This is a genomic window from Seonamhaeicola marinus, assembly GCF_008085455.1.
In genome coordinates this window covers 1,061,624-1,083,761 of record NZ_VSDQ01000679.1, presented here as the reverse complement: position 1 = coordinate 1,083,761, position 22,138 = coordinate 1,061,624, and the positions used below count along the sequence as shown (strand labels likewise).

Genomic DNA, 22,138 nt, shown 5'->3' with positions numbered 1-22,138 from the left:
GTATTGACTATTTAAGTAGACTTAATGAGCGTTACGAAGCTTGGATTCATGGTTACAACAACGGAAAATTGGTAATCATTGATGTTGATGATTTAGATTTTGTATCTAAACCAGAAGATTTAGGAAAAGTTATAAATACAATTGATGCAGAAATTCATGGTTTATTTTAAAACCAACTGACTGATTTTTTGCACTACATAAACCCCAATCATTATGTTAAAAACAGTTATTACTTTATTTACCACTGTTGCATTATTTAGCAGTGCTTTAGCCCAGAATGGCATTGATTTTAAAACATCGTCTTTTGAGGATGTTTTAACCTTAGCTCAAAAAGAAAACAAACTTGTTTTTGTAGATTTTTATACTAACTGGTCTGGACCAAGCAAAAGAATGGCCGCTAATGTTTTCACTCAAAGCAAGGTAGGCGATTTGTTTAACAAAGAGTTTGTTTGCATTAGAGTTGAAGCAGAAAGAGGCAATGGTGGACCAGAATTAGCCCGTAAATATAGACTTAGAGCTTACCCGTCTTATTTATTTTTAGACGGCGGTGGCAATGAAATTTCAAGAAGCGTTGGTGTTTTAACAGCAGAAGAGCTTATTGCAAAAGGAAAAACGGCCTTAGAGAAAAAACCTAAATAATGGTATTTTAAATGTTAAGACCTTAGTTAGCGCTTACTTCGAAGTAATCTTTAAGGTCAACATAAGTACCTGTTTTTGTGTAACCTTTTAGGGAGACTTCATAAATACCTTCAACATCGGAAGTATAACACTCTATGGATTCCATATTTTTATTTGTATCAAGATTTGGCTTCCAAAGTAATTGACGTCTAAAATCAGGAATTCTTTTTAATGCATTTAGCCTTAAATCATAATCTGGCGTGTAATATGTTTTGTTCTCGTTAGGAAGGTTTAGTTTTAAATGATGTAAACCTTCAATATCATGAAAATTGAAGTAAGTGCCTTTTGTTGCTTTTTTGGTTCTTATATCTATAATACCAAAGTACATTTGAGGTCCATAAAAGTACCCCGCTCTAATTAAGCCAATTTGCTCTATATCGTATGGATTATAATCAATTAAATATTGGTTATCTTGAATTAGTACACCATCTAAAAGCACCAAAGGATCATAATTCTTTAATGCGCTATTAACTGTTTCTTTATATGAAAAAACTTCAAAGTGGTACCCATCACTACGCTTTCGTATTCCAACACCCTCAATAACCTCAATAAACGTTTCTCTTAAAGATGGAAATCTTTTGTAATCATCTAGTTTATATATGATTGAAGGGTTTCCGAAAAAATCATCTTTTAAATCCTTTTCATCAATACGATCTAGTTTTAAATCAACATAAGCATTTTCAACTTGATTAAGCACACTTTCTTCCGCAAGCCATTCCTCTATATTGGGATTAAGCGTTAATTGTCTAAATAAAAGTGCGGACTTGTTTTTAAAGGATTTATCATCCAAAACAATTTTAAAATTGGCTGGCTTTGAATCTATGATCTGTAACACACAGTCTTCGGTACTATAATTTTCGTGTATGTTAAAATAGAATTTCCCTTTTGCGTCTACTTCAACAGTTTTCTGAATGTAATTTTTCCCTGGAATTGATAGTGCTATTGTTTTATTAGGTGCAATTAAACCATTGTTTTTATGATACACTTTTCCTGAAATGATTTCTCCTCTTAATTCAGGCAAGTAAAATTCTTCAACTGTATTATCATTATCCGCTTCCGATAAGTGCTTTTCATCTAAGCTTAAACTTAAATTACTCATTCTATTAACGGAGAGTGTAAAACTGCCATGTAACGAACTTTCAGAAAAATTAAACTTCACCTTAGAACGTGGTTTATACGTTTTGTCAACAACATTTAAAGAGGCGTTTTTCTTAATTTCACTTATAGATAGCTCATCATTTTTTAAACTTACACTTGCGCCTAATAGGTCTTTATTTTCTAATTCTGCTACTTGAGAGATGTAAGGATTAATTATATAGAGATCTTTTTCAACATAGGTATTTACTTTACTATTTTGCATCCATTGTGTATAAGCAATAAGTTTATAATTACCTGTTTTTAATGTAGCTGGTATAAAGAAATCTCCGTAACCCTGTCCGTTTACGAGTTTTAATTTGTGGTTAAAAATGACACCATTTTGTTTGCCAACTAATTCCACATAAGCCATTTTACTTAAATCACTTAATGCATTATCTTTTTGAAGCAAACAATATAATTTATAATACAAGGTCTCACCCGCTAAGAGCATGTTTTTATTAAATACAACTTGTATGTCTTCGGCTGGTAAAGTTTCAATAAACTTTGTTTGTAAGCTATCTGTATTCTGGCTGTACAAAGTACCGCAACACAAACACAAAATGGTATATATGTAATATATTCTATGTTTCATTAATCCTCCCAATATGATGGTTTATTACTTGATGCAAACGAGCTACAATCTCCACATTGCAGTGGTACTACAAAAACAGTACATTCATCTTGACCATGGAACTTGTAATTTCCGCTGCTTAAACGTCTAAAAAGTATGTTTCTTTCATCATCTACAGATATTGGTGGTCCTGTTGCAGCATAGTTAAGCGCATCTACCTCACAATCATAAAGATATTTTGGTCTATTTATATCAAACTCTTGATAATCAAAAAATATCCTTTTAGAAGACATAGAAGACACATCAAAGAAGCCAATTACCTTTTCATTTTCGTTTTCTTCCGAAAAAATATTCCCTCTTACAAATCCGGGTTGATTCTCGATAAACAAACTTCCATCATCACCCAATTCCTTTAAAATTTTATAAAAATTATTTGCATTTGCAGATTGCACAAATTGTTTTACTAAAATGCTGTACCTATCTCTTAAAACATAATCTTGAGCAGAAATAAAACGAACTGGAAACTGAGAAATTTTTGATTCACTTAAACCATTTATGCTTGTAACTATGATATCTTTAGAGTTTCTTTCTACATAGCAGGTCTTTTGTTCTTCTGGTCTGGGCACAAATTCTAAATCCTCAAAACAAAACATGCTTGTGCCTTCTTCCTTCCAGTTTTCTAATACCACATCATTACTATTATAGTACAATGCAACAATTTTATAAGCCTCCTCATATTCATACCTAAAATAGTTTGCGTCTTCTGGAGTTTCTTCACTGTCTACAAATACCTGCACTCCCGTAGTTCCCTCTCTTGTTATTAATTCGGTGTATACATTATCTATGTCTACACTTGGGGGTAAGCTTTCCTCTGAGGTAATGTACTTTTTTCCACTTGAATCAGTAATACTGAGATTGTAAACCACATTTTGCACCGCTTGAAACGGATTTACAGAATGGTATATTCCAGATTCTGTATGTTCAAAATTATGAATACTACCATCGCTTCCATTTAACACGATGTTTGCTCCTGATTCAAAATTAAGCCCACCGCTTTCCTCTAATCTGTAAGTTCTAGACAGCCTTATTTCTTGTGTTTTTAATTCATCTGTTATTGTAGCTTCTACCACCAATACATCCTCAAAAGTTTCAGTTACCGCTGTAAAAGGCTCTGTGCACTCCAAACATGCCAATCCGATAAGACAAAACACTATTTTAATATAAATTCGTTTCAAATGCATTCTAAAATTTAAAATTGTAGGTTATTGTTGGAACAGGTATTGCAAAAATAGAAGACTGATATCCTTTAACTTGGCCATTTTCATTCACAAAAAACACAGAAAAAGGATTATTTCGCCCTAAAACATTGTAAACTGAAATATTCCAAAAACTATGGGCTAATTTCACATTCTTATGGTTCCCCTCTATATTAATTCCCAAATCGAGCCTGTAATAATCTGGGACTCTAAATTTGTTCCTATCGCTATAAAGTACATGTTCTGTACCATTTAAAACATACTTTCCAACAGGATAAGTAATAGGTCTACCCGATTGGTAATTAAAGTTCATTGAAAAGCTATAACGCTTCGTTAATTTAAAATTAGAAACCAGACTTACATCATGCGGTCTATCTTGGTTTGCGGCAAAGTAATTACCGTTATTTACTCTATTGGTTAAAAATTCACTATCCAATTTCACCAAAGTTCTGGAAAAGGAATATGCTAGCCAACCATTTAACCTTCCTTGTTTCTTCTTAATCAACAATTCTAAACCATAAGCTTTTCCTTTACCTTGTAATAATTCAGTTTCAATATTCTGATTAAGTAACAAATCTGCTCCAACTTTAAAATCTAAAAGATTGTTCATCTTTTTATAGTAGCCCTCTAAACTATATTCATAAACATCATTTTCGGAATTCTTATAAAATCCTAACGAAAATTGCTGAGCTCTTTGAGGTTTTATATTGGAATCTGATAGTTTCCAAGAATCTATTGGAGAAGCTGTGGTATTTGTAGATAGTAAGTGAGAATACTGAATAGTGCTATTAAATGAGGCCTTTAATGATGCTAAAGGAGATAAAAAGTATCTGGCCGAAAGTCTAAACTCTGGCCCTCCGTAGGTTTTAATAAACTCATTATTTGTATAGGTTTTCACCTCAACAACCGATTCACTACTAAGTGGTGTATTAGGAGCGTACACATTTTGCTCACTTGGCCCAAGGGCAGTAAAAGAGGAATACCTTAAACCTAAATCTAAAGACAATTTCTCATTGACCTGATATAAATCGGATAGATAAACCGCTGACTCCAATCCTTTTTCGGTGGCTATAGTTTCTGGAGATACAACAGATGATGCGTCTATTGGTTTTATATAACCAGGATCTATTTTATAGAGTTTTGAACTAAGACCATATGTAAACTTGTGTTTTTTACTGTGTAAATATCTAGCTTTTAGCTTTAGTTGTGTTTCGTTGATATTGTACCCAAAATCAAAATTACGGTTAAAGTCTCCATCAAAAATAATATTGAATTTATACTGACTAGTTGCTAATTTTAAAGAAGCAGAGTTCTTATCATTAAAAACATGATTCCATTTAATAGCTCCTAATTTATTTCCATAATCAAATATTGAGTCTGAGGTGATACTAAATCTGTCATTACTAAAATAGCCTGTAAGTTCTATATTATCCTTATCACTTATTTTATGTTCATACTTTACTAGGGCATCATAAAATGAAGCATCACTATTTTGTAAGGACTCATCGGAAAGGGACCGCAACACCCAATTAGAGTATGTGGCTCTTGCGCCAACCAAAACAGCCGCTTTCTTTTCTATTACTGGCACCTCTAACATTAAGTTGCCCGTTACTGGCCCTATGTTACCTTCTCCGGAAAATTTATCTTTATTAATTTCTTTGGTAGAGATATCTATAACCGAAGAGAGTCTACCACCAAACTCTGAAGGTATACTTCCTTTATAAATATCTACGGAACCTGTTGCAAAAGGATTTACAGCCGAAAATACGCCGAAAAAATGCGAAGGATTGTAAATGGCGGCTCCATCAAACAGAATTAAATTTTGATCTACCTTTCCGCCTCTAACGCTATATCCCAGTGCACCCTCTCCAGCGGTTTTAATTCCAGGCATTGTTGTTGCCACCTTTAACACATCTCTTTCCCCTAAAATTACTGGTATATTTTTTATGCCTTTTACGTCTATAGAAGTCACCCCAATTTCAACACTTCTTATGTTTTTATCTTTATTGGAATTAACAACGACTTCATCCAGCTCATTAATCTCTTCAACTAGATTAAAACTTAGCGTACCATTACCATACACAACAATTTGTTTTTGAGCTCTACCATATCCAATAGAAGACGTTTTTAAAATATGATACCCCTTAGGGAGCCTTAGACTGTAATATCCATTAACATCGGTTACGGTACTTTTATTAATACCATCAACAAAAACATTGAGGTTTTCAATCGGTTTACCTGTTTTTTGATCTAAGATGGTTCCTGAAATATTAAACTCGTTTTTAGTTGAATTGTTGGCTTCTTTTCCAATATAAAAGATAGCACCTTTGTTTTTTTGAACACCTTTTAAATACTGTTTCTGCAATACAGGAAGGGCTTTACTGGACACCTCTTCTTCTTCTACCTCCTCTATTTTTTTAAAATAGTCTTTGGGCAATCCCTGAATAATCATATTATTTTTTGTGAGAACCACTTTAGATTCTAAAACAATATAGTTGATAGGTGTATTGGTTAATATTTCTTTAAGTATGAAATCAACCGTTTTATTTGTAAACGTTTGGTTAACCCTAAGGTCTTTTAACCAGTTACCATCAAAATAAAATTCTAGCCCAGAGACGTCTTCTAAATCAATGAAAGCACTTTCTAAAGAAACATTGTTAAACTCAATTGTTATTTCTCCTTTAGACTGGCAGTGTGCAACTATCTGAAAAAAGAATAATGTAACACAAGTGGCTACTCTAAGTACTATTGACTTGCGTTTATTATTAAAGTTCATAATTAAGTTTCAGATTATCTAAATGTTTTACAAGGCCTGTAAAAAATTGTTCTTTATCCTTTCTTCTCATAGCAGGGTTTTCTTTGTAATAGGACTTAATTATTTTTTTAAATGTAGGAAGATCATCCCCTAAACTGTTTTTAGAAGAAATTAAATAAGACTTATTTTTATAAGAAACAACATAAGCTCTGCTTTCTGTAAACTCATACCTTACTTTATTTTCATCTAAAAGCTCCTTAGCTTTTTTTCGATGCTTTATGTATAAAGCAAAGTGTTTCCCTTTAAAAGACTCGTTAAAAAATCCGTTACCATATATTGATGCAATATTCTCAGAAAAAGGTAATCTTTTAAATGTTTCCCCTAGTATCTCGAACTCGCTAACTTGAGCCGGGTTTAGGGCTAATAAATGGACTCTAGTATTTACATATTTCACCACTAGAATGTCATTTAAAAGGTCGTACTTAAGCTCTAAGTTAAAATACGGTTGTTGGTTATAAACAATATTGGCGTTTGTGAAATTATATGTTTCAAAAAACTTATTATTGTCTTTAACCGATCTCATTGATTCTGGAAAGGCATCTAAATACTCCTGTCCAATATATGCTCCAAAACTCAATTCTGGCATATAATTATCATATAATGTATAAGACTGAAGCTTTGAATTATTTTCTTGAGCTACTCCAGTACTAAACACCAATAGAAGAGCTAAAAATTTAAGCGAATAGTATTTCATTGAAAGTCTAAAATTCTGATTAAAGATAGTCTTTTATTTATTTGAAATTCACCTCCGAAGCCTTTTTAACAACTTCGCAAAAATTCTGTTAAAAAAAAATTGGGGCACTAAAAAACCACGTTTTTCAACGTGGTTTTTTGTCTGATTTAGTTTAGTTGTTATTTGGTTATTGGTTTTAACCATTGTTTTTAAGAGCGTCAACACTAGCTCTTACTTCAGACTCGGTTCCTTTAAACGTTTCGTAAGTAGTAGATTCTTCACCATTCTCGTTTGTAACCACTGTTACAACGGCCTTAGCAGTGCCATCTTCATTGCTTGTCATATCTACTTTTATTTCTTTTGTAACTTCAACTACTTCAATTGCATCGTTATCAGTATTGTAAGCTTGTACTGCTTCATCAGATACTAAACTTGGTGCAATTACTAAAGCCACAACGCTCATTAATTTTAATAAGATATTTAATGATGGGCCTGAAGTATCTTTAAACGGATCTCCAACCGTATCACCTACTACAGCTGCTTTATGAGCATCAGTACCTTTCTTACCTTGTTCTTCAATGGTCTTTTTAGCGTTATCCCAAGCACCACCAGCATTAGATTGGAAAATTGCCATAAGAACACCACAGGTAGTAACACCAGCAAGTAAACCTCCTAACATTTCTGCTCCTCCAATAAATCCAACTGCTACAGGAACGGCAATTGCTAATAAACCAGGTAAAACCATTTCTTTAATAGAAGCTTTAGTGGAAATATCCACACACTTATCATATTCTGCAACACCGTTAGCAGCATCAAAAATCTTTCTATCCGCATCAGACGCTTTACTCATATCAGAGTCATACTTACGCATTACATCTAAAGCAGCCTTTAATTGAGGAATATCTCTAAATTGTCGTCTTACCTCTTCAATCATTGCCATTGCAGCTCTACCCACAGCATTCATGGATAATGCAGAGAATACAAATGGTAACATACCTCCTATTAATAAACCTGCCATAATATCTGGCTGAGAAACATCAATAGATTTAACACCAGCTGTTTTCATAAATGCAGCAAATAAAGCTAAAGCCGTTAAAGCAGCAGAAGCAATAGCAAAACCTTTACCAATTGCAGCGGTAGTATTACCTACAGCATCTAATTTATCTGTACGCTCTCTTACTTCACTTGGTAACTCAGCCATTTCAGCAATACCTCCAGCGTTATCAGAAATTGGCCCGTAGGCATCAACAGCCAATTGAATTCCTGTGTTGGCTAACATACCAACCGCAGCGATGGCTATACCGTATAATCCAGCAAAATGATGCGACACTAAAATAGCAGCTGCTATTAAGATAATAGGAAACATTGTAGACATCATTCCAGTACCTAAACCAGCAATAATGTTAGTTGCAGCTCCAGTTTCAGATTGTCTAACAATAGAATTTACAGGTTTTGTACCTGTACCTGTATAATATTCGGTTACTTTTCCAACCGCTAAACCTGCTACTAAACCAGCAATAGTTGCATAAAATACACCCATTGCTCCGAAAGGTAAACCTTCTACTTCGGCAGGAATGAAATTTGTGATTAAGAAATAAGATGCAATAAGCATTAAACCAGCAGAACCAAACTCACCAATATTTAGGGCTGCATGAGGCGAACCTCCTTCTTTAACTTTAACAAAGAATGTTCCTACGATTGACATTATGATACCTATAGCCGCTAAAGCCAAAGGTAAGTACACTGCTCCTAATCCGTCAAAACCAGGTGTTACAATTAATGCACCAAGTACCATTGTACCTATAATAGAGCCAACATAAGATTCGAATAAATCTGCACCCATACCAGCAACATCACCTACGTTATCACCAACGTTATCTGCAATAGTTGCAGGGTTTAATGGGTGATCTTCTGGAATACCAGCTTCAACCTTACCTACAAGGTCTGCACCAACATCGGCAGCCTTTGTATAGATACCTCCACCAACACGCGCAAATAAAGCAATTGAAGATGCACCTAAAGAGAATCCGGATAATACGTTAAGAACTTCTGTGATTTCCCAACCTTGTCCGCTATAAATCATAAATAAGCCACTTAATCCTAAAACACCTAATCCTACAACACCAAGTCCCATTACAGCTCCTCCTGCAAAGGCCACTTCTAAAGCTTTTCCTAAAGATGTTCTAGCGGCACTTGTTGTTCTAACATTAGCTTTTGTTGCAACTTTCATCCCAATAAATCCAGCTAAGGCAGAACAAATGGCACCAACAATAAACGAAACCGCAACCATACCATTGGAGCCCGCTTCGTTTGTGCCTTTAAAATATAATAATACAGCTACTGCTGCAACAAAGATTGATAAAATTTTGTACTCCGCTTTTAAGAAAGACATAGCCCCATCTGCTATGTTCTTAGCAATTTCTTTCATATTATCTGTTCCTTGGTCTTGTTTAGAAACCCAAGCACTTTTAATAAAAACAAACGCCAACGCCACCACGCCAAAAAGCGGTAAAAAGTCTACTATTAATTCCATATTTTTTTTGAGTTAGTTATTTAATCTGGATAAATGTAGAAAAATTAAAGTGATAAAAAAAGTTATTATAAATTAAAGATTAAGCAACCAAACCACACTTAAATTATAATATTTTTATTTCTATGATTTATGTTAGTTTATTTTTGTTTTTACAATTGAAATTACGTATTGCTTCAATAATCATTATAGATATACTCAATACTCTAGCCTATTTTTAGACATAAAAAAACCATCCTAAAATTTAGGATGGTCTGTTATTTTTAAAACATCTATTTACTAGATTGTAAACGTTCTTTTCTTTTTGTGTTCGCTGTTATTATAGCGCTCAACACACTCATGATAAATTTTAGTAGCTTCTTCGGCATTACCCCATCCTCCAACATCTACTTTTTTCTTTTCTAAATCCTTGTAAACTTGGAAGAAATGCTCAATTTCTTTTAATCTATGCGGATTTAAATCTGAAATATCTTCTTTATTACTCCAAATAGGGTCAGAAACAGGAACACAAATAATTTTTTCATCTGGTCCTTTTTCATCGGTCATATGGAAAACCCCAATTGGCCTTACCTCCATAACTACCATTGGATATGTTGGTTGATGTCCTAACACAAGAACATCTAAAGGATCTTTGTCTAATGCCAAAGTTTCAGGAACAAAACCATAATCACCAGGATACATCATAGAAGAGAATAACATTCTATCAAAACGTATCTTGTTTAAGGCAAAGTCATATTCATATTTGTTTCTACTTCCTTTAGGTATTTCAATTAATACATCAAAAGTTAAAGATTTGTTGTCGCTCATAAGTCATATTTATTTGGGCTACAAAGGTACAGAACAGCTCAATCTTTCACAACTGAATAACTCATACTACTAAAGTTTTCACAAAACCTTAAACTTAATTTCATTTCCGAAGCAAATTAGCAAAAAAGACTGTCAATATTTACTATATTGTAGCCATTTCTAAACAATGACTAACTCTAATAACTATGAAATCATTCCTAAGCGCAATAGCATTACTATTGCTTTACAATTTTTCCGTGGCCCAAACACAGCCCTGGAAAGGCAAATTTGAACCCATAGACAATTTAATTGCTGCTCCTAATAGCTTTAGAAGTGCTAGTGGTGCTCCTGGAAAAGCGTATTGGCAACAACGGGCTAATTATAAGATTAAAGCCGAATTAGATGAGACTAACAATATCTTATCGGGTGAAGAAACCATTACCTATTTTAATAACGCTCCAGACGACCTTAGCTATTTATGGATTCAACTAGAGCAAAACGTTAATAAAAAAGGTAATGAAGACTTTGGTACTATTAACAACACGCTTCAAGATGGTATTAATGCGCGTAAAATGCAATTTCTTACTAGAGCTATTAATTTCCCCGCTGGTTATACCATTAAACACGTAAAAGACGGTGCTGGGAATAATATTAAGACGCTTGTGAATAACACCATGATGAAGGTTAAACTAAACACACCTTTAAAATCTGGTGAATCTACTACCTTAAACATAGGCTGGTCTTACCACATTACGGATCGCAGTATGTTTTTACTCTCTAGAGAAGGTTATGAATATTTCCCTGCAGATGACAATACAGTGTATTTGCTAGCGCACTGGTTTCCAAGAATGGCGGTATATAGCGATACTGAAGGCTGGCAAAATCAGCAATTCCAGAAGTTAGGTGAATTTGCTTTAGAATTTGGAGATTACGATGTTGAAATTACGGTTCCTGCAGATCATGTTGTGGCTTCTACCGGAGCACTTCAAAACCCAGAATCTGTTTTAAGCAAAAAGCAACGCAAACGCTTAAAAGAAGCCGAAAAGTCTTTTGATAAACCTGTAATGATTATCACAAAGGAAGAAGCTATAGAGAATGAAAAAGAAAAATCTAAAAAAACAAAAACGTGGCGTTTTAAAGCAGAAAACGTACGTGACTTTGCGTTTGCCACATCGCGTAAATTTTTATGGGATGCACAGAACGTAAAACTTCCTACCAATACAGTTATGGCTATGTCCTTTTACCCAAAAGAAGGTTTACCTGTTTGGAAAGAAGAGTCTACTAAAGCTATAATGCATGCTTTAGAAGTGTATTCTGAAGCTACTTTCGATTATCCTTACCCAGTTTGTATTTCGGTAAACACATCTAATATAGGAATGGAATTCCCAATGATTAGTTTTAACGGTGGAAGACCTAAAAACGGAAAAATTAGTAAAGGGGCTAAAGCTGGAATGATTGGCACAATTATACATGAAGTAGGTCATAACTGGTTTCCTATGATAGTGAGTTCAGATGAGCGCAAATGGATGTGGATGGATGAAGGTCTAAATACCTTTTTACACCAACGCACAGTAAAAGAACGCTATCCTGATTTTAATAGCGTAACTCCGAAAACAGTAATTCCTTTTATGAGTGGCGATAAAAATATTTTACGTCCAACCATGACGACTTCGGATAATGAGTTATTCTCCCAATTTGGAATGAACTTCTACATTAAACCTACGGTAGGTCTTCAAATGTTGAGAAACTCAATTATGGGTGAAGAATTATTTGACGAGGCCTTTAAAGAATATGCTAACCGTTGGAAATACAAACATCCTAACCCAGGTGACCTTTTTAGAACGCTTGAAGATGCCAGTGCTGTAGATTTAGATTGGTTTTACCGCGGATGGTTTTTCACTGTAGATCATACAGATAGAGAGCTAAGTAATGTAAAATGGTTTAAGGTATACGAAGAAAACAGCAATATTGAAGATCAAAAAAAATCTTCTCAACTAAAAATTGATGCAGAAGGTAAAACGACTGCTGCCGATGCTAAAGATTTCTCTAACGGACCAGAAACCATTAACATGACATCTACACCCGATGCAGCTTATGGTCAGTTTTTGTCTCGTTTTGATGAAGGCGAAATTAGAAAACAACTGTCTGGTAAAAATCTTTATGAAGTTACTATTAAAAACGTTGGTGGTTTAATAATGCCCGTAACTATAGAATGGGAATATACCGATGGCACTAAAGAAACAGACATGTTACCTGCACAAGTTTGGCGAAGAAATGAATATGAAATAAAACATGTATTTGTAAAGGATAAAGAAGTCGTTAAAGTTAATTTAGATCCTAATTTTGAATTTGCTGACACGAATACGGACAATAACAGTTTTCCAAAAGTTAAAAAAGACTCTGAGTTTGATTCGTTTAAAAAATCGAAGGCAAACTAATTAATACAGTATTTAATGTTTCCTAAAAAAGGAAGTCTATTACTTATCACCATTTTAACGTTCCTCTTTAGTTGTAAAGATGCTAAAGAGGAACGTTTTATTCCTGTAACTCAAAAAAGAGTTAGTGCATTACCTAAACTGGTAAAAGCACCCATAGATAATATGCCAACCAAGGCTAAAATAGACTTAGGAAGGTTGCTGTTTTTTGATCCTATTTTATCTGGGAATAAAGATGTGGCTTGTGCTACCTGTCACCATCCAGATAACGGATACGCAGAGTTTAGAGATATTTCCATTGGTGTAAATGGTAAAGGTTTTGGCAATAAAAGAGTCTTTAACAAACCTAACAACATTCCTTTTGTAAAACGTAATGCCCATACAGTTTTAAACACTGCGTTTAACGGTATTAGTATGACTAACAGCTACACCCCAGAAGAGGCTCCAATGTTTTGGGATTCTAGAGTTGCAAGTCTAGAAACTCAAGCTTTAGAACCTATTAAGTCATTAGAAGAAATGCGTGGCACACATTTTTCGGACACAGAAATTCTAATTGAAATTGTAAAACGCTTAAAAGCCATACCCGAATATCAAGACTTGTTTAAAACCGTATTTGAAGATGAGGACCCAATTACTGCAAAAAATATTGGAAAAGCCATTGCCGCTTATGAACGCACATTAGTGACCAACAATTCAGATTTTGACAAGTACATGCGAGGTGATGATAGCGCTATTTCATTAGCCGAAAAAGAAGGTTTTGAACTTTTTAAAAAAGTAGGGTGTATTAACTGCCACAATGGCCCTATGTTTTCCGACTATAAAATGCATGTATTAAGTGTACCTGAAAACACAAAATTAGATAGTATTGATACTGGTTTTGAAGCACAATTTAGCTTTAGAACGCCAACGCTACGCAACTTAAGATTTACCGCTCCTTATATGCATAATGGTACATTAGTCTCCTTAGAAAAAGTATTAGAGTTTTATGAAGATTTAAGTTTCAAAAAATCGAGAAACCCAAATATTGAAGCCATACAAGTTGACACGCTTGCTCAAAATCTTAACTTAAGAATGAAAGACATGTCTCTTATAATTTCATTTTTAAACACACTAAATGATGAGTCTTTCGATAAAACCGTGCCTAAACAGGTTCCTAGTGGTTTACAAGTGGGTGGCAATATCGATTAGTTTTTCTTTCTAAATCTCACGATCCTTCTTATATTTACAATAAGAATTTTCCTTGTAAAAATATGCGGCATAAATTTTAGTAAAAGTTCCGCATATCCCTCCAATATGGTAGGATAGCAGGAAGGAAGTTCTGCATATAAACAAGTTAGTGGCAATTAAAAAAAATGGATTCTAAGATAATTTCAGAGGGAATGAAACCAGAAATACTTGAACTTCTACATCAGGGTAAGTTTGAGGCTGTATTTCCCAAAATTGAAAAAAAGAAAAAAAGAATTTTCGATTTTATGAAAGCGTCAAAGGAAGAAACTCATTTTACATACGAAATCCTTCCAAGTTTCTTGAACAAAACTGTTGAACCAATTGAATATTCAAAGGTTGCTAAATTGAATTTCAAGAGTGACTTTGTGATTGAACTCATAGAACTTCATAGAATTCTTTTAGTACTTCAGGACTACTCTAAAGCGCCAGAAATCGAAAAACTTGTTTCCTTTACTTTATTAGAATGTATTCGAGACGGAGCAATTTACATAGAAGAGAATTCCAATAATTATCCTCAAAATTCAATAAATGGAAAAATTTGGATAGATGGAGCTGGGCTTCGTATAAGAGCTGATGAATTATCTGAATACTTTAAGAGCAAGGAGGATGACCAAAATACTTTGGAAACCGTTTTTCTTAGGGCAAAACTGACCAATACAATAATGAGTCATTATCCTAACCTTGTAGGCCCTGATATGATTGCTGTTGCTCTGCAATTCGAGAAAATGGGGAATTTAGACAAGGCAAAGCAGTTTCTTACCCCAGTAGTTCAAGATTTTACCAGTCTCGTTCAAGATGTTGAAGAAGGAATTGATGAGAATGAAGTTATGGACGAAGACTTTCCAATAACTGAATCACTCATTCAGGCATTGGAAGGACTTAAAAGGTTAGGAGAAAATATAAATGAAGACACTCTGAACAAGTCGAAAGAAGTATTAGAAAAATTAAAAAAAGCCACTAACAAAGTATATAAAAAATAGCTAACCAAGTGCTAGAATGTAAGTTTTGCTTTTTTATTACTTTAGTTTTAATAATGAAAATTTAGCAACCTTACACGCTACTTTTCATATACAAACCGTTACTCACAATTATGAAAAGAATCCCACTAATATTAATAATTTGCCTTTTAAGTTTAAGTAATTATGCTCAAGAACAAATTACGACTGAATTGAAAAAAGCTTACGGAGAAGAAAAATATGATTTGATTATTTCCATGCATTCTGATAAAGTAAACGACTATCCAGCAAAAGCTGTTTACTATGTTGCTATGGCTTATTATATGAAAGCGAATGATAATAAAGTATTGGAATTAATGGATTTATCAATCCAAAAGGACAAAACCGACCCTGATGCATATTTTATTAAAGGAATGACTTTTAATTATATGGGACAATTCGAAAAAGCAATTGAATCTTTCAATAAAGCAATCGAATTGGATTCTACAAACTCAAATTACTTCAGCGGTTTAGGAGATTCATATGTTAGCCAAGAAAAATACAAAGATGCGCTAACAGCTTATACAACTGCTACTGAAAAAAACGAGCCGATTGACCGTCCATTTACAATGATTCCACAGATTTATGCAGAACTGAATCAACCTGAAAAGGCTTTAGAAGCTTTCTATATATCAAAACAAGCCATCTCAAAAGAATCTGATTCTTATATAAACGCATTGTATAATATCGGACTTTACGAGTTTCTAAATAAGGAATTTGAAAAATCCGAAATTGCTTTTAAAGAACTAATTATATTAGTTCCGAATGATTATCATTCAATTTCAAAGTTAATACAGGTTTATTACGGGCAAAAAGAATATGGAAAAGCGAATCCTCTAAAAGAAAAATTATATCAGGCTTATAATCAAGGTACACTCAAAGACAATTTGAAAGACCAATTTTGCTTTGACCAATTTGATTGGGAAGATAAATACATTTTTGCGTTTGAAAGGTTTGCCGAAAAAGAGGGAAAGCTTTATTACAAGCACATTTTTCACGTAACGAACAAAGAAAGTGGAAAAACTGAATTTACTATTCAAACAGAGAATTCGCCAATTTCGGTCGAGTTAGGCGGACCAAAATACATACTTGGAATGGACAAAAACGGAACTCATTCAACTTTTAGATATGGATTTGAAGAAGACTTTAATTATGAGGATTTGAAAAAAACTGTAATTCTTGTCCTTGAAGAGAAAATTAAAGCTGGAGCAAGTTCAAGACCAACTAAAAAGAATCACTAACTGTGGGTAACAATGACTATAATTCATTGTGGTTTTCATAACCGAAACCGTTGTGCCTAATTTGAAAAATGAAAATATTCCCAACCAAAGAACTGAATTTTAAATTAATAGACGACCAAGCTGAAACGCTAAATCGACTGAATAGAAGGACTGAAAAGTCTGAAAATCTGACTTCTCAATATACCGACAAATCATTTCGTGGCGTTATAAATGGAAACGAATTTAAAATTATATCGTCAGCAATTGGAAAAGGAGCATTTTGCGTAATGACCGGAGCAATAGAATCTAACAAAGGCAACGTGAAAGTGGAAATACATAAAGTTTTTAGAATTCTATTAAGTGTTTTTCTTTGCCTTCCAATAATTGGGCTGATTGCGTTGATTTTGACTAAGGCTGAAGAATTTTCACCAATTCTGATTTTAGTAATGATTGGACAAGTTTTAATAATTAGGTATGCTTTTATCGGACTTGCTTTTAAGTTTTTATCAAGAGAAAGTCTGAATAGATTACGTGACGTACTTGACTTGGAATGGATAAAAAACTAGGCACCATAATGGATAACCGCAATTACGACGGATTCGACTATGTCCGAATCCACTCGGAATTGCTAAAGCCTGTGTCAAACCGAAAATTAACGCATATTAACCCTTAACTGACGGTTATACTAACCGGTAGCTAATTTGATGAAAGAACATTTATTTAACATATTTACCCTTTTGTTCAGTGTTTATTGTTTTGGACAAACCTCAATGCACACTGAAATAAGCCGAATAGACCTGCCAAAAGATTATGTTCTTAAAAAAGGAAATGCAAAAGAAATAATCGTGATAAGGAAAGTAAATCCTGGACAAGATTTTTCATATTCCGAAAAAATAAATTTCTCATTTCCCAAGAAATCAATGATCCGACTTAAGCGATTTAAAGATTCGGAACTTGAATCAACAAAAGAATTTTCTATTGATTCCCTTAATCGTGTGTTAAAGAGTATCGTAAGATTTAAACATAAGTCTTTAGGTTGGACAACTTCAAAATATGAAACTGTTTACAAGGAAAAAACAAAGGATTTAAAAATATTGAATCTAGATGGTTCATTGAATTATACTATGAGGGTAGTGTTAAATGAATATAACAACCCAATAGAAATTAGGACTTTAAATAGGGATAATCAATTAATCGCATTATCAACAGCTGAGTATGATTATAATAAAAACACCTTTGTATATACAGTTATTAGACAAGACGGCTCAATAGCCCTAAAACAAAAGGAATCGTTTAAAAAAGACTATGAAATACAAAGGAACGAGTTTGGGGATTTGATAGAATATTATTGGCCAACTTCAAGTAATAATGTAAAATACATTGTTGAATACAAATATGACGATAGAGGGAATTGGACAAGAATAAAGAAGATTATGATAGATGGAGAAAAGAAAAAAACAACGGAAATTAAAACTCGTAAAATTAAATATATAAAAAACTAATTACGACAATGTGTATAATTCATTGTGGTTTTGTGCCACACCAAAATAAAAGTATCAATCAATGGCTGATTTCTAAGCGGAATAATCCTGCGGATGATTCCACAACGAAATCATAGCCAAGAACGTTGCCAATAATGTATGAACAACTCATAAAATCAATTTCAAAACACATTAAATTAAGTTCAGTAGAAGAGGACTTAATTGAGACGTTTTGGGTTGAGAAAACACTCAAAAAAGGAGACTACCTTTTGAGAAACGGAGAAACTTGTAGAACAGATAATTTTGTTGTCAAAGGAACATTGAAAGCATATTATATAAACCCAGAAACAGGGAAGGAAGAAATCCTATATTTTGCAATTGAAAATTGGTGGGCCACAGATATTGAAAGTTTTCAAAAACAAACACCATCAATTTATAACATTCAAGCCATTGAAAAAACCACATTACTTCAAATTGGCCATGATTCTTTTCAAGAAATGTTAAAGCAAATTCCAAAACTTGAGCGCTTTTTTAGAATCATCCTTGAAAATCACATTGGTAGTTTACAACGAAGAATAATTTTAAATAACATTCTTAATGCGGAACAACGCTATTTGAATTTTTTAAAAGATTACCCAAAAATTTCAGAAAAAGTGCCAAACTATCTCATCGCATCCTATTTGGGAATTACTGCCGAATTTTTAAGTAGAATGCGTAAAAAAATAAGCGCATCTTAAACTAAGTCAATTTTTTTCACTTTCTCAATTAAGAATTTTGTCTCATAATCAAAATATAAGAATATGAACAACATATTAATAATTAACGCGAGTGTAAGAAATGAAAAATCGCATAGTCGAAAACTAACTCAACTTTTTAAGGATAATTGGAAAAAGAAAAATCCTAATGACAATTTCACTGACAGAGAAGTTGGATTAGAAAAAATTCCACCGATAGATGAAGAATGGATTAAAGGTGCGTTTATTAAACCAAATCAAAGAACAAAAGAAAATCAAAAGGGAGTAGAATTGAGCGATAAATTAGTTAAGGAGTTCAAAGCCCATAATATTTATGTTTTAGGAACACCAATGTATAATTGGTCCATTCCGAGTGGGCTAAAATCTTATATCGATCAGCTCATGAGAATTAACCAAACTTGGAAATTTCGTTCAGGTGAACCAGATGGCGATTATGTTGGGCTTCTCGAAAATAAAAAAATGTTCATTTTATCAAGTCGCGGTGATACAGGTTATGGAAAAAATGAGAAAAATGCACATATGAATTTTCAAACCACCTATTTGAAATTCGTTTTCGGGATTATGGGAATAAAAGATATTTCTGTAATATCATTAGATAACGAAGAGTTTGGTGGAGATATATTTGAAAACTCAAAAAAGAAGATCTACCAGAGGATTGAACAGATTTAAAGACTATTGTAAACAACTTATAACAGCAATTACAGTGGATTCGGCAACAACCGAATCCACCTAAAATTGCTATACTTATTCGTTTAAAACCTAACCGATATCTTACCTCTTAAGAAAAACGGTGTTCCTGGTGTAAAATGAATTTCCTCTGTTGGATTTACCTCATTAAACAACCTACTTTCTGTAGCAAATTGCGTTTCATTCCACTCACTATCAAAAAGATTTTCAACTATTAAACCAAAAGTCCAATTCTTGCAGCTATAGTTTAAATTAAGATCTGTTATAAAATAACCTTCTGCCACAATAGAATTATCCTCGTTTGCCGGTCTGTCATTTACAAACCTATAGCTTAATCCACCAGAAAAACCACCAACATCTTTAAAGTTAATACCTCCTGCAGATGTAAAATCTGGAGCTAAAGGAATATAATCTTCACCTTCGGCCTCTTCTGTACTTCTTGCATAGGCATAATTAACATCAGTATTAAAATATACCTTATCCGATATTTGATATCTTAAACCAAAATCTACACCAAGTCGTGTTGTTTTTCCGCTAGGTTCAACAATCGCAGCATCTCCAACATAAACAAACTCTTGCTGTAAAAACAAACTCCAAAGCGCTGTGTTAATCACTAAATTATCCGTTGGCTTAAAAACGGTTCCTAAATCTGTACTGAACGCTGTTGGCAGTATCTCTTCTCCACTATTAGCAACCACAACTCTGGTATCATTAGAATGGTATCCTAAACCAGTTTTCAAGAAGAGCTGCGTTTTAGGAGAAGCTGCGTAAATAAAGTTCATTTTAGGACTTAAACGCACCTTGTTTTCGCTTTTACTATCATAAGTGGTTGTTAGTAAATCTTCATAATCAAAAGTAAAATAATCTAACCTCAGCCCAGGGTTAAGTGTCCACTTATTAATTTTATAGGATAGGTTTGCAAAAGAAAATGCATTTAACTCATCTACATTACCAAAAGCCAAGCGTTCTAAGAGTTCTTTTCTGTTTTTAGTTCTAGATAATTGTACATCATTTACATCGTCGTATCTAAATCCAACACCTACGCTGTATTTTAATTGTTGATCATGATCATCTAAATGAAATGAACGTTCATAAACACTTTTTGCTCCGATTATGGTTCTATCTTCATACTGACGAATTTGATCCGCGTTTACTGGGTCTTCTAAAAAGAAAGTGAAGTTAGAAAATAGCTCAAAGTCATACTGCGAAATATACGCCGAAGACTTTAGGCTTGAATGCTCATCAAAGTGTTTTACATGGTTCATCCAAATATTGGTTCTACTAGTGTTACCGCCTTCGGTGTCATCAATAGCTCCAAAACGACTAATTAAACCTTGATCTACGGCACGTTGCGGTATTTGTCCAGAGGCATCCCACTTACTTTGAAAATGAGAAAGCGATAAGTTAAACTCTTGGTCGTCATAATTGTTATAGTTGTATTTCCCCATAATGTTTAAGCGATTAAAATTTTGAGGAGAATCAAAAACACCATCAGTAAGATTCATTTCACTAGCCACATAGGCATTACTGTTTTCGCCATCCCATATTTTAATCATGCTTAACGCACGAACAGTATTAAACTGACCTGCTTCAACAGAAATTACATTTTTATCTATGGTATTCTTGGTACTAATATCTACATACCCCGCAGTATTAAAGTTTCCTTTTTCGGCGTAGTAAGATCCTTTACCAAAATCTAAGTTATCTATGGTTTCTGGTATAATAAAGTGCATATCCGCATACCCTTGTCCGTGGGCATGAGACACCATATTAACAGGCATACCGTCTACATCTATGGCAATATCGGTACCATGATCTATATCAAACCCTCTTAAGAAAATTTGTTCAGCTTTTCCTCCTCCGGCATGCTGTCCAATGATTAAACCTGGTATTTTTCTAAGAATTTCTTGTGACGATTTTACAGGGCTTGTTTTTATATCCACATCTACAAAATTACTCAACACATTTAATTTAGATACAATAAGTACCTGATCTAAAGATGCTGATGCAATTTTCATAGTAATGTTTACGGTACTATCTAAATGCGATTCATCTATTGTAAGTTCATAACTTTCATATCCCAATTGATAGAAGTAGATAATATCTCCTACTGAGATATCATCCAGTTCAAAATATCCTGAAACGTTAGTATAGGTATAGGCACCAGTAGTTTTATTATAAACGCCCACATCTTGAAGGGGTTTTTGGTTATCTTCGGAAATCACTTTTCCGTCTAGTTCATGAGCTGAAGCTATTCCGCAGAATGCTAAAACAATATATAGTATGATATGATTTTTCATATGTTATTTTTTTGGTTGATAGCTGTTTTTCACCCTACTTTAATTGGGCAAACACATCAAAAAGTCTTTAAGTAAGTTTTTTACTTAATCTGCACCAGCTTAAAATGATAATTCTAAGCGTATTGTAATAAAAAGAATAATGGAAAAATGCTTATACTAACTGCGGAGGAATTTTTTCTTTTTTGTAAAAATTAGTCGTCACAATTACCTTGTAACGAAAGTTAAGAGAGGTTGTTTCGTATAGTTCTTGCTTCCGTAAATTATACTCAGAAGTAAAAAAATGTTTATCAATCTTAAGATCTTCAATAGTCGAATTCTTAGAATCACTGTGTTCTGTTTCTTGCCCAATTATAGCATTAACTATATCTAAGAATTCATGTTCATGATCTATTAAATCACTCAAACTATGAGATACATTATCTTTAAAACCATTATCATGATTATGTCCTAAAACAAAATGAGTATCATTGAAATTATGAACAACCGAGTGTAAGGCTTTCACCACCTCATTTCGCAAAGGGCTAAGTAGGTACGCAATACTAATTAGTACTGCAACACACTTAATAATATGATTTCCAATTGGTTTCACGAA

The 22,138-nt window shown here is 33.5% G+C and carries 18 protein-coding genes; 10 read left to right on the top strand and 8 right to left on the bottom strand.

The features are described 5' to 3' along the window. Positions 1-170, top strand: a 170-nt coding sequence (locus tag FUA24_RS15590; RefSeq protein WP_187388299.1) for a deoxynucleoside kinase, incomplete at its 5' end; no start/stop codon positions are given. 43 nt (positions 171-213) lie between these two features. After that, on the top strand, positions 214-639 hold the full coding sequence (locus FUA24_RS15585; RefSeq protein ID WP_148543975.1) for a thioredoxin family protein: 426 nt from the start codon (positions 214-216) through the stop codon (positions 637-639). A 22-nt stretch (positions 640-661) separates the two neighbouring features. On the opposite strand, the gene FUA24_RS15580 is transcribed toward FUA24_RS15585, so the two are convergent. The 6 genes from FUA24_RS15580 to FUA24_RS15555 all read right to left on the bottom strand — a co-directional run bounded on the left by FUA24_RS15580 (position 662) and on the right by FUA24_RS15555 (position 10,467). Next, positions 662-2,407 (bottom strand): hypothetical protein, encoded by a 1,746-nt coding sequence (locus tag FUA24_RS15580; protein WP_148543973.1) that lies wholly within the window; start codon positions 2,405-2,407, stop codon positions 662-664. Further along, positions 2,407-3,621, bottom strand: coding sequence for a DUF4249 domain-containing protein (locus FUA24_RS15575; protein ID WP_187388298.1), 1,215 nt, complete (start codon positions 3,619-3,621; stop codon positions 2,407-2,409). The genes FUA24_RS15580 and FUA24_RS15575 overlap by 1 nt, the downstream gene beginning before the upstream one ends. 7 nt (positions 3,622-3,628) lie before the next feature. Then, positions 3,629-6,418 carry a carboxypeptidase-like regulatory domain-containing protein gene (locus FUA24_RS15570; RefSeq protein ID WP_148543969.1) on the bottom strand — a complete coding sequence of 930 codons (2,790 nt, stop codon included), beginning with the start codon at positions 6,416-6,418 and terminating at the stop codon, positions 3,629-3,631. Continuing rightward, positions 6,408-7,151 carry a hypothetical protein gene (locus tag FUA24_RS15565; RefSeq protein WP_148543967.1) on the bottom strand — a complete coding sequence of 248 codons (744 nt, stop codon included), beginning with the start codon at positions 7,149-7,151 and terminating at the stop codon, positions 6,408-6,410. The genes FUA24_RS15570 and FUA24_RS15565 overlap by 11 nt, the downstream gene beginning before the upstream one ends. Before the next feature lie 175 nt (positions 7,152-7,326). Continuing rightward, positions 7,327-9,663, bottom strand: a complete 2,337-nt coding sequence (locus tag FUA24_RS15560; RefSeq protein WP_148543965.1) for a sodium-translocating pyrophosphatase — start codon at positions 9,661-9,663, stop codon at positions 7,327-7,329. A 276-nt stretch (positions 9,664-9,939) separates the two neighbouring features. Then, the gene (locus tag FUA24_RS15555) at positions 9,940-10,467 is read right to left on the bottom strand and encodes an inorganic diphosphatase (protein WP_148543963.1); all 528 of its coding nucleotides are present in this window, start codon (positions 10,465-10,467) and stop codon (positions 9,940-9,942) included. 185 nt (positions 10,468-10,652) lie between these two features. On the opposite strand from FUA24_RS15555, the gene FUA24_RS15550 reads away from it, so the two are divergent. From FUA24_RS15550 to FUA24_RS15515, 8 genes are all read left to right on the top strand, one after another. Then, complete coding sequence (locus FUA24_RS15550; protein WP_148543960.1) at positions 10,653-12,884, top strand: M1 family metallopeptidase; 2,232 nt, start codon at positions 10,653-10,655, stop codon at positions 12,882-12,884. Positions 12,885-12,899: 15 nt separating this feature from the next. Then, on the top strand, positions 12,900-14,069 hold the full coding sequence (locus FUA24_RS15545; protein ID WP_148543958.1) for a cytochrome-c peroxidase: 1,170 nt from the start codon (positions 12,900-12,902) through the stop codon (positions 14,067-14,069). Between the two features lie 164 nt (positions 14,070-14,233). Beyond that, entirely contained in the window at positions 14,234-15,088 is an 855-nt protein-coding gene (locus FUA24_RS15540) for a hypothetical protein (protein ID WP_148543956.1), read from the top strand. A gap of 110 nt (positions 15,089-15,198) precedes the next feature. Further along, entirely contained in the window at positions 15,199-16,344 is a 1,146-nt protein-coding gene (locus FUA24_RS15535) for a tetratricopeptide repeat protein (RefSeq protein ID WP_148543954.1), read from the top strand. Between the two features lie 68 nt (positions 16,345-16,412). After that, the gene (locus FUA24_RS15530) at positions 16,413-16,889 is read left to right on the top strand and encodes a hypothetical protein (protein ID WP_148543952.1); all 477 of its coding nucleotides are present in this window, start codon (positions 16,413-16,415) and stop codon (positions 16,887-16,889) included. Positions 16,890-17,027: 138 nt separating this feature from the next. After that, on the top strand, positions 17,028-17,825 hold the full coding sequence (locus FUA24_RS15525; RefSeq protein WP_148543950.1) for a hypothetical protein: 798 nt from the start codon (positions 17,028-17,030) through the stop codon (positions 17,823-17,825). Between the two features lie 134 nt (positions 17,826-17,959). After that, on the top strand, positions 17,960-18,541 hold the full coding sequence (locus FUA24_RS15520; protein WP_148543948.1) for a Crp/Fnr family transcriptional regulator: 582 nt from the start codon (positions 17,960-17,962) through the stop codon (positions 18,539-18,541). 63 nt (positions 18,542-18,604) lie between these two features. Next, the gene (locus tag FUA24_RS15515) at positions 18,605-19,228 is read left to right on the top strand and encodes an FMN-dependent NADH-azoreductase (protein WP_148543947.1); all 624 of its coding nucleotides are present in this window, start codon (positions 18,605-18,607) and stop codon (positions 19,226-19,228) included. Positions 19,229-19,311: 83 nt separating this feature from the next. Here the strand turns inward: FUA24_RS15515 and FUA24_RS15510 are convergent, their stop codons facing one another. Both FUA24_RS15510 and FUA24_RS15505 read right to left on the bottom strand, forming a co-directional pair. Further along, the gene (locus FUA24_RS15510; protein ID WP_148543945.1) at positions 19,312-21,546 is read right to left on the bottom strand and encodes a TonB-dependent receptor; all 2,235 of its coding nucleotides are present in this window, start codon (positions 21,544-21,546) and stop codon (positions 19,312-19,314) included. 151 nt (positions 21,547-21,697) lie between these two features. Next, on the bottom strand, positions 21,698-22,135 hold the full coding sequence (locus tag FUA24_RS15505) for a hypothetical protein (protein ID WP_148543943.1): 438 nt from the start codon (positions 22,133-22,135) through the stop codon (positions 21,698-21,700). Positions 22,136-22,138: the final 3 nt, after the last annotated feature.